Below are 11989 nucleotides of genomic sequence, written 5' to 3'. Positions count from 1 at the left end.
CTGCCCTAGAGAGCGGGCTTCAAAAGATCTGGTCGTCTGTATTAAAATCAGATGATTTAGGAGTTAATGACAACTTTTTTGAATTTGGAGGGCATTCCCTTAAAGCCATTCAGATATTGAGTCGTATCAAGAGTGAGATGGGATTGAACGTTACTCTTAAAACAATGTTTTTAAATCCTACAATTCGCAGATTGGGGAACGTTTTAGACAAATCAGTTTCCTTGGTTAAAGAACAGATTGAACCTATTGGTTTGCAACCTTTTTATGAAGTTTCGAATGCACAGAAACAAATATGGATAGGTCACCAGATGCAAGAGCATAAAAATTCGTTTTTAATTACTTCGGCATTTGAGTTAAAGGGCGATTTAGAAATTGAAGGAATTAGACAAGGATATGAATCGCTGATTAATAAGTATGAGATACTAAGAACGACATTCACAATTAGAGAGGAAAAAATTGTACAAGAAATACATCCTGAAAATTCTAAATTCACTAATTTAAAAGTTTTAAGAACAATAGAAAAATCAGGGTATTCCAATTGTTATAATATAATAAAAGAAGATCTGGATGAATTGTATGATTTGGAGCATGGGCCTTTACACAAAATGTGGGTTCTAAGCCAAAATAAAGAAAAGCATACTTTGATATTTGTAATTAACCATATTATATCAGATGGTTGGTCTGTAAACCTGTTATTAAATGAATTATTACAACAGTATGAACATTTTGTTACGAATCAGATTGAAACTTTAAAACCACTACCATTTCAATACAAAGATTATGTCGTTTGGCATAAGAAGAAAATAAATGATATGGATTTTGTAGCCGTTAAGAATTTTTGGATTCAGCAACTCAAAGGTGATAGTGGAAAACTTAATTTACCTGCTGAATTTTACGGTGGTTCGGATTGTTTAAAAACAGGTAAAGAAGTGTTAAATTTAACAAGAAAGCAAACGGAAATTCTTACCGAAATTGCAAAAGTAAATGAAACAACCTTATTTACAGTGGTTATGGTCTGTCTTAAAATTGCGCTGGCTTCATTAACTAATAATAATAAAAATATTACATTTGCTATACCGGTTTCAGGAAGAGATTATGATGGATTAGAAAATCAAGTAGGAATATTTATCGATTTGATATTACTGAAAAGTAATAGTATTGAAAAGAATACTTTTAATGAGAATGTTCTTCAAACAGGAGCATTAATGCTTGAGGCCATGCAGAATCAGTATCCTTTAGACTTACTAGTTGAAGAACTCAGTTTGAATGCTTCAGAGCTGTATGATGTTGGGTTTACATGGCAAAACACTGAAAACATGGTAGATATAGGAATTTCAGAGACAAGTGGACTAGAAATTTCGCATTTAGATATTTTCAACAATAGCGCAAAAGCTAATATTTGGTTTCATGGATGGGAATCAAATGAACAGATAGGTATCGTTTTGTTATATAGACAAAATTATCTAAATTGCAGTGGGGCTTCAAGGTTGTTGTCTTATTTTCAGTCTGTTGTGAGTTGTGTGGAAGAGGAATCTGAAGTTTCAATTTTAGAAATACATAAAAATATCCATAAAAGTAGTATCATGCAGGAAAAGCAAAATGAGAGTTTAAAAAAAGAAAAAAACTTAGAGAAGTTTTTTGTCACAAAAAAAAATGTGGTTGAAATAAGTAAAAATCATCTCATCGAATTTAGTCCTTTCTCAAATGAAAAAAGATATCCTATACTAGCACGACCATTGGTAGAAGATATTGATCTGAATATTTGGATAACAGATAATAAAGAACAAGTTAATAATTTTCTGAAGACCAATGGAGCCGTACTTTTTAGAGGATTTAAACCTTCTGGTGTAGAGAGATTTAAAGAGTTTGCAAATTCTGTAGGTAGTACTTCTATGGAATATACGGACCAATCATCACCAAGAACGTTGCTTACAGAAGGTTTATATACTAGCACAGATCATCCTGCAGATCAGTATATAAATTTACATTGTGAGTTATCTTATTCACATGATTGGCCTCTGCAAATCTTATTTTACTGTGATATACCATCTGAAACCGGTGGAGAAACTCCTATTGCAGATAGCCATGCAATCTATAATGAGCTTTCAATACTAACGAGAGAAAAATTTTTAGATAAGGGAATCAAATATGTAAGAAATTTAATTTCGGGGATTGGACTTTCATGGCAAGATGTCTACCAAACAACAGATAAGAAAGAAGTCGAAAAAATATGTAACAAGCACAAAATTGATTTCGAATGGATAAGTGAAGAACATTTGAGAGTGTCCTGGACTAGGTCAGCGATAATGGCACACCCTGTTACAAATGATATGTTATGGTTTAATCATGGTTTCTTTTTCAATGCTATAAATATTGATTCTTCTATATTGGACTTTATTAAAGATAAAGAAAACTATCCTTTTAATACCTTTTATGGTGATGGTGAACCAATTGAGTATGAGACTTTGGAAGAGATAAAAAATGCTTACGAATCTGCTAAGATCAGTTTTAAGTGGGAAAAAGGAGATATTTTGTTGTTGGACAATATGAGAATTGCACACGCAAGAAATTCTTTTACAGGCAATAGAAAGGTATACGTATCTATGAATAATCCTTACAGTAAGTTGTAAATATAGAAATAATTAATCATGCATGAATCCCTTATCGGTATAGAACTTTCACAGAACCAAAAAAGAACTTGGCAATTTTTAAATAAATCTATAAACCAATATACACATCTTGTTTTTGAAATAGACAACGTAAAATCTCATGAGTTGATAGCCGCTATTCGTGCGGTAATTAATGAGCATGAAATATTAAGAAGTGCTTTCAAAACGGTGATAGGAATTCCTCATCCATTGCAAACATTAAGTTCAAAATGGACAGGATCTTTAGAAGAATTTGATTTTTCTAAAAATGCCGGAATTATTGATACGGAAAAGATCGAGCTCGTAATGAAAGAGAGTATAGATTTGATTAATACTGTAGATAGTCAAATTTATTGGAATATTCGTCTAATACAAACTACAGAGAGATCAAGCGTTTTATCGCTGGTTTTTTCTTCGATGATAGCAGATGTCAGATCTGTAATTAATCTTGTGCATGAAATAGAGGATAAATACAACAATGATCCGGGAGTGATAAAGGATAACTATCAGTTTTCCCAATTCTCAGAATGGCATAATGCATTATTAAAGGAGGAAGTGGACGAGGATAGTGCAGCAACTTTTAAATTCAACTTTGAAAAATTAGATCTGAAACTCCCATTTGAAAGTAATGGGAAATTTCACAAGGGATCTGATGATAGGGTACTAAATTTTGAATTCGATCAAAAACAAATAGAGAAAATAGAGTCATTGTTAGTAATGATTCCTGGACTTTCAATGTCAGATATATATAGATCTATTTGGTATTTATTGATATGGAATTATACAGGTAATGCCAGTGATATGGTTATGGGGAGTGCTATGGAATATAGGCCTTATGAGGAGTTTAAAACCATTTTTGGCCCTTTTTTAACAATACTTCCATTGAATTTAGTTCCGGAAAGTACAGATACTTTTGCTGAATTTTCGATGAAGTTAAGTCTTAAGAATAATAAAATTCAAGAGTCTCAGGAATATTTTTCATTAAGTGAGTTGAACTCGCAAAAAGGGAAGCTGTTGCCATGCAGTTTCCCATTTGTATTCGAATACATAAATCTCAAATCGCTCTCGGAAAGTTCCTTTAATAATATTCGACTGATAAACAGATATGATAATTCAAAATTGAAATTAACATGTCAAGATTATGGTAACAAAATAGTATTTGAACTCATTGAAAATGGTTCGTTGGTAGTTGAACAGTCGATAGATGAGATTCACGCAAAGTTTTTATTTACTTTAGATAGATTACTAGATGATCCTCAAGTTGTTTTAACACAATTATTTTCTCCTTGCGCATCTGAAAAGATGAGGCTGTTAAATTTGAGTAAAAACAAAATGCAGTTAGTAAATGATAGGACCTTAGTAGAATTGTTTGAAGAACAAGCTAGAAAATATCCAAATAAAGTAGCATTACATTTTTTAGACAAACAATTATCCTATTCTGAGCTAGATACAATGAGCAATAGTATTGCAAATTGGTTACTTGAAAAGAAAAAAATACAGAAAGGTGATTGTGTTGCTGTACAGCTAAAAAGATCAGAGTTACTCATAGCGACTATTCTGGGTATCATAAAAGCAAATGGTGTTTACCTTCCTATGCCTTTAGATTTACCAAAAAAACGACTCAATTATATATTAGAGGATAGTCAGGCAATCTTATTGATTTCTGACTTTGTCGATATTGACTCAGTTGAAGTAGAATGTTTTACAAGTGGTAATTTAGAAAATGAAATAAGAGGGATTGGTAGCAATAAACCACTTGTAGAAATTCAATCTGAAGATTTAGTTTATATAATATATACTTCAGGTTCAAGTGGAAAACCCAAAGGTGTTGCGATCCGTCATAAATCCCTTGGGAATTATCTAAATTGGTTTAAAACCAACTATTCAATCACAGATAGTGATAATTCTTTGCTTCTTTCATCTATAGCTTTTGATTTAAGCTACACGTCTCTTTGGCCCCCCCTTGTAACTGGAGGTACATTATTTATAGTAGAAGAAACACCTTATTTTAATACAGAGGAGGTTATTCGCTATTTAGCTACTTATAATATTACTTATATTAAAGCGACTCCTTCTCATTTCAATATGATTGTCAACGATTTTAGTTTTGATAAAAAAGTTGCGGACTTTTCATTGAAATGGATACTGCTCGGTGGAGAAAAAATTTTAATAGAGGATCTAAGACAATATTATCAAAAAGATAGTACTACGCGTTTTGTAAACCATTATGGTCCCACTGAAACCACTATTGGCGTTTTAACTCAGACAATATCTCATGATTCTCTCGATGTATTTAGTGCAAAACCAGTTATTGGACATCCTATAGCGAATACGCAAGTTTATATATTGGATGAGCAACAAAATATGGTTTCGATAGGGTTTATTGGTGAAATTGCAATCTCTGGTGATGGGCTTTCTAAAGGATACATTAATAACGATGAATTAACTCAAATTTCTTTTACAAGAAATCCTTTGGTTGATTCTGGTAAAATTTATAGAACTGGTGATTTGGGGCGTATGCTTCCAGATGGTGCAATTGAATTTTTGGGGCGCAAAGACAGTCAATCAAAAGTAAGGGGGTATCGTATAGAATTAGGAGAAATTGAGTCAGCTTTGAATTCACAGGATCGTGTTGAACAAGCAGTAGTACTACTAGATTCTTCAACCGATGAATCTCAGATTATTGCATTCTATAAGTCTGCAGATCCTTTGGATCATAATAAAATGCATAATGAACTGAAAGAATGGCTGCCAGACTATATGTTACCTCATTTAATTATACACATTAAGGACATTCCACTCAACCAAAACGGAAAAATTGATAGGATCGAACTGATGAGATATTCCGTTGAGAAAACACAAAAAAAACTTGTTCTGCCTCAGGGGAAATATGAAAATGCGATTTTGGAAATTTGGAAAGAGGTTTTAGGTAAAGATGAGATTAGTACGACTGATAACTATCTGGAAATAGGAGGACATTCCTTAAAAGCGGTACAGATTCTATCAAGAATTTTAAAACAACTTGATATCAAGATAGAGCTAAGAGATATATTTACACATGCTACTATTCAGGAATTAGCGAAACATCTTGAAGTATTAAAAAAAACAAAATTCAAATCAATTCCGGTAGTTCCAAAACAAACGTACTATGATTTGTCTATCAATCAAAAAAGATTATGGGTTTTAGATCAATTTAAGGAAAGTAAAGTAGCGTATAACCGACCATCAGGATACTACTTTGAAAATCTGGATATTAACGCATTTACCAAAGCTTTCGCAGAATTGATTCAGCGTCATGAGAGTTTGAGAACCAATTTTGTAATGATAAATGGAGAGCCTAAGCAAAAGATTAATGAAAATGTTTTTCCGGATTTTCAAGTAACAGATTTAAGAGGTGAGGAATATCTTGATCGAATTGAAGAGGTTAAAAATGAAGAGATTAATAAGCCTTTTGATTTGTCAAGTGATGTTTTACTGAGAGGGAAGCTACTTAGATATGACGAAAATAAGTATCTTTTTTTATTCACCATCCATCACATTACGACAGATGGTTGGTCTGTTGAAATTCTGACGAATGAATTAATGCGTTTATATGATGCTTTTTCCAATAATCTGCAAAACCCTCTTGTGCCCCTGGATATTCAATATAAGGATTATACTTATTGGTATAATGAGTGGGTTGATTCTGAGGATTCTAAGGAATATAGGAACTTTTGGAACGGGTATTTGTCCGGAAACCTTCCAAGGCTTTCAATTCCTTTGGATAATCCGAGAGCTTCCGTGAAATCTTATAACGGTTCATTCTTGGAGTTTTTTATTGATGATCTGGAGACGATTAAATTAAAAAATCTAACGATGTCAAAAGGTGGTAGCTTATTTATGATCATATTGGCAATTTTAGATGTAATGTTTTACAAAATATCTGAGCAAGAAGATATAATAATTGGAACGGTTGATTCTGGGAGAAATCATCAAGATCTGGAGAATCAGGTAGGTTTTTATATTAACATATTAGCATTGAGGAATAGCATAAAAGGAGACCAAAACTTTGATCAGATTCTATTAAATACAATCAATAGTACCCTGGAAGTTTACAAATACAAAATGTATCCCTTTGACAAAATCATTGAAAATCTTGCATTACCACGGAGTTTAAATAGATTTCCTTTATTTGATGTTGTTTTGTCTGTTCAGAATGCCAATGTAGAACAATACGCTTTGGATCGTGTTGGAGAAGACATGGAAACAACCTATTTTGATACCGGTTTTGTAAAAAGCGTATTCGATTTAATTTATGACGTAAGAGAGGTTGGTAATAAACTAAATGTTATTTTGTATTATAATACTGACTTGTTTCAACCACAGACTATAGAGAATTTTAAGAACCTTTTTATAGATACTATAAAAGCGGTCACAAATGATCCGTTTAAATCGATACAGGATATAGAGAGCATAGAGAATAAGTATGATTTTACTGAGAAAGGGGATAATTTCTACGAATATGAATTCTGATGTATTCTGGAAGAAATAACATTATCAAAATTTTGTGCACTCAGGAGAAATTAACATTAAAAATTATTACAGCAATATTTAACATATGAATAAAATTGAACAGGTGACAAAAAAAGTAGTTGGAGACAAATTTACTTTTACATTAAATAAAGGATATGAACTAAGTGATGTTTATGTACAAAAAAGGTTTACGTTAGATCCATCTTCCAGAGCTGGAATTGCAAAATTAGTTAACGATAATTCTCGCGGTTTTTTTATTTTTATGTTATCTGCAATTGCAATTGTAGTGAAAAAATTTTCGCAAGATCCTCCAATATTTTTATCGGTTCCTGATAACAAAAATTCTCCGGTTGCTTTACAGTTTGCGATCCTGGATTATATTACATTTAGAGAGATTCTTAACATTGCAAAAAACAATTTGAACAAATTATTTTCAGATAAAAAGATTGAAAATAATGAAAGAGAAGCAGACGAAAATAAAGAAATTACGTCTAATGTTATAGTATTGTTTGATGGGATACATGATATTTCATCGTTTATTTTTGATGATTTTGATTTGGTTTTTATTATTTCGTTAACCGATTACGATCTTTTTATTGATCTTACCTTTAATAAGGGATGTTTCGAAGAACAACAAATAGAAGCGTTCATGGAGCATTTAAACAAGACAATTGGTTATTATGGAATGTTAGATTTAGCATATTCTGACATCGATATTTTTACTGAAAAGCAAAAGTTTGAGATGATCTCAAAAGGAATAGGTTATGCGTCGGATATTTGTTATACTAGTTTACAGGAACTTTTTGAAGCACAAGTAGAAAAATATCCACATAATATTGCGATTCAATACAACGATATTCAACTTACTTACGAACAGCTTAATGCTAAATCAAATCAACTAGCTAATCATTTAATAGATGTTTATGGAGTTAAGCCTGGTGATTTAGTAGGTGTAATGATTGAAAAATCGGAAAGTATGATCATTGCTATTCTGGGAATTTTAAAAGCAGGAGGGGCTTATGTTCCAATAGATATTAATTTACCAAAGCAACGACGTGAATTTATCATTGCAGATGCAGACATAAACACCCTGCTAATAAACTCTAGTGAATCTTTTAACATCACCAATGAAAAAGTTAAGTTGTTTGCACTAGATGTACAGATGGATATGCTAGAGGAGAGTGAAGAGAATCTGAATGTAAAATTAGGAAAGCAAAATTCAGCATATCTAATTTATACTTCTGGTACTTCCGGAAGCCCTAAAGGAGTATTAGTTACACATATCGGAATAGTTAATACAATTCTTAATCAGAGTGAAATTTTGAATATTCAAAATAATGATAAGGTATTGCAATTTGCTTCATTATCATTTGATGCGTCTGTGAGTGAAATTTTTATGGCACTCGGAACAGGAGCTACGCTTATTGTCATAGATAATGATATTGTAAAAAATACAGATTATTTTGTTGATTATATTAAAACCGCCGGAGTAAGCGTACTAACACTTCCTCCAGCTTATTTATATTCTCTTGCTATTGATGAACTTAGTTTCTTACGAGTGTTGCTTACCGCGGGAGAACCTATTAAAGTTGAAGTAGCTAACAGACTTAGGAAGATTGTTAATTATTATAACGCATATGGACCTACAGAGTGTTCAGTTTGTGTGTCTATGTATCATTACAATACATCAATAGAGCATGTAGATAGTATTCCGATCGGAACCCCATTATCAAATACTAGTGTAATCGTATTGGATAATGCTCGTAAATTAGTTCCTGAAGGAGCTGAAGGGGAATTGTATGTTTCGGGAATAGGGTTGGCAGAGGGATACTTAAGAAATATTGATTTAACAAAGTCTAAATTCATTACTGATCTGGATCTTTTTGAAAATAGATGGTATAAAACGGGTGATGTTGTTAAATGGTCAAAGGGACAGCTTATATTTTGTGGACGAAAAGACAGACAAATTAAATTACGAGGGTTTAGGATAGAACCTGAAGAAATTGAATACGTTCTGAAATCACATGCATTAGTTCAAAATGCTTATGTGTACTGTCCGGCTAGTTCTCTCGAAAATGGCATATTAAAAGCTGTAGTAACTGTTGATTCAGAACAAGCTGCAACAATCCATAAAATTCTGGAAATAGAAAAAAAGAACCCGGATCTCGGTAAGAAAAGATATGTGCTACCTAATAATTTGACTATATATCATTCCAATGAATATGAAACAAAAATGATATATGATGAAATTTTTGAGCAAAAAATATACGATAGAAATGGTCTAAAAATAAATGAGGGAGATATTATTTTTGATGTTGGTTCAAATATTGGATTATTTAGTTTGTATGTAGGCCTTAATTACGATAATGTCAAAATATACTCTTTTGAGCCCATTAAGGAGATATTTGATATCATGGAAAAAAATCTGTCGTTATACCCATTGAATGTTAACACATTCAATGCCGGTATTTCTAAGGAAACCAAAAAAGCATTATTTCAATATTACCCTGATAATACTGCTATGTCGGGAATGTATGGTGGAAGTAGTTCCGAAATGGAAGTGGTAAAACAGTACATGAAAAATAAAATGAACCAAAATCAAGCAGTAGATGAAGGAAATAGCCTTCACGATTTGGTTTCAAGAAAAATGACAACAAATACAGTTGAATGTCAGTTGTTCAGTCTTTCAGAGATTATAGTAAAAGAAAAAATATCTAAGATTGATTTATTAAAAATTGATGTAGAGAAAAGCGAAAAAGATGTTTTAGAAGGGATTTTAGACGAGCATTGGCCTATTATAAAACAAATAGTTATTGAAGTTCATGACCTGGAAGGCAGAATAGATTATATCAAACAATTACTGAGTAGTAAAGGATTCGAATTGAGTGTTTCACAAGACAAAAATCTTGCAGACACGGATATTTATAATATTCATGCGAAAAGGGATTCTAAATTTGATGATGAAAAGTATTCTAATCCTATAGAAAAGTTAAGCCGACCTATTACAAGCCTGGATTTATGTATTGAAGAGATTAAAAGCTTGTGTGCTGAGAAATTGCCTTCTTACATGAATCCTGCACTAATTGACATTATTTATGAATTACCACTTAGTAACAACGGAAAAATAGATGATGTTTTATTAGAAAAATTGGTCACTGCAGGAAATAATGAGTTAGTACCAGAATTACCGAGAAATGAGAAAGAGTCAGTGCTTTTTGAAATATGGACGCAAATACTCACAAAAAAACCTGTAAGTATTTATGATGACTTTTTTTCATTGGGAGGAGATTCAATTAAGGCGATACAAATAGCAAGTAAATTGTACTTACTAAATTATAAAATTGATATTAACAAAATATTTGAGTATCCAACTATTGCTCTCTTATCAGGTCATATTGAACTGACAAATGATCAAATTAGTCAATCCCCGGTTGTTGGTGATATTCCTTTAAGCCCAATACAGCTTGAATTATTTGCTAATGGAAGAAAAGCTCCACAGCACTTCAATCAGTCGGTATTATTATTCTTTGAAAAAAGAGTACAGCCAATAGTGATTGAAAAAGTGTTTACCGTGATTCAGGAACATCATGATGTACTTAGAGCCACCATGAACAAAAAAGGAGAAACCTGGACGATGTATAATAACGACATTAATTTTCCAATATCTATAAGAAAAAAGGATTTAATAGGAGAGCACAATTTTAGAAAAGAAATTGAGAAAGCCTCTCAGGAATTACAGGAAAGCATAGACCTTGAAAAAGGTCCCTTGATGAAACTAGGTTTATTTAGCACAGATGAAGGAGACTATTTATTAATTGTAATTCATCACTTAGTTATTGACACAGTATCCTGGCGAGTATTATTAAAAGATGTTGATCTTCTTATAAATCAATATCAAGAAGGTGAAAAACTTACATTACCATTAAAAACAAACTCATTTAAAGAATGGACAGAATTTCTATATGGATATGCGAATAGCCCAAAATTTAAAGAAGAAAAGCAATTCTGGATTGATTTGGAAAAAACTACTCCATGTAAGTTACCGTTAAAAAATATAGATAGTAACACCCTTGCAGATGCTGAATGGATCGATTTTTCATTAGACATTTCGTATACAAAAAAGTTGCTTACAGAAAGCAATAAGGCGTATAATACAGAAATATCTGATTTATTACTTGCAGCTTTAAGCTTGTCTTTTGAATCTACTTTCAATATGGAGAAAGTTTTAATAAGCATAGAGGGGCATGGAAGGCAACAACTTTCTGAGACTATTAATATTAATAGAACAATCGGGTGGTTTACAATTCATTATCCGGTGGTTATTTCTAATGCGCATGAAGAAGAATTAGGACAACATCTGATTGAAGTGAAAGAGACATTGCGAAAAATACCTCATAAAGGTATAGGGTATGGAATAAATAAATTTTTATCAGGTAATGATGCTATTTCTAAATTAAGTACAGCCCTCTCTCCTCAAATAGCATTCAATTACTTAGGTCAATTTGATTCTGATGTAGAAGATTTATTTTTTTCTGTTTCATCCAATAATAAAGGGGAAAATGTAAGCCCTGAAAGTGATCGACTTCATGATCTGGCCTTTAATGGGTTAATATCCGATGGACAATTATCTGTTTCATTAGAATATAATAAGTATCAATTCGAATATAAAGAGATGCAAGATCTTATTAATTCATTAAAAAAATCGCTCATTGAAATAATTGATCATTGTTCAGGTATTGACAATGAATTAACACCTAGTGATATTACTCAGGAGGATCTTTCCATGGACGATTTAGACGAAATTGCAAAATTATTGAATTAATATAACC

General features: G+C 31.9%; 3 protein-coding genes. All 3 read left to right on the top strand.

What is annotated here, in order from left to right; all coding sequences use genetic code 11:
- Window positions 1–2630 (top strand): TauD/TfdA family dioxygenase (locus C245_RS0110190; RefSeq protein ID WP_017496496.1); only part of this gene is annotated, 2630 nt, incomplete at its 5' end.
- Window positions 2631–2648: 18 nt separating this feature from the next.
- On the top strand, window positions 2649–7160 hold the full coding sequence (locus tag C245_RS0110185) for a non-ribosomal peptide synthetase (RefSeq protein WP_017496495.1): 4512 nt from the start codon (window positions 2649–2651) through the stop codon (window positions 7158–7160).
- Between the two features lie 85 nt (window positions 7161–7245).
- Window positions 7246–11982 (top strand): non-ribosomal peptide synthetase, encoded by a 4737-nt coding sequence (locus C245_RS0110180; RefSeq protein WP_017496494.1) that lies wholly within the window; start codon window positions 7246–7248, stop codon window positions 11980–11982.
- Window positions 11983–11989: the final 7 nt, after the last annotated feature.

It is taken from the genome of Flavobacterium sp. WG21 (genome assembly GCF_000335775.1).
GTDB classification, from domain to species: Bacteria; Bacteroidota; Bacteroidia; order Flavobacteriales; family Flavobacteriaceae; genus Flavobacterium; species Flavobacterium tructae.
This window is presented reverse-complemented; position numbering and strand designations above follow the sequence as displayed.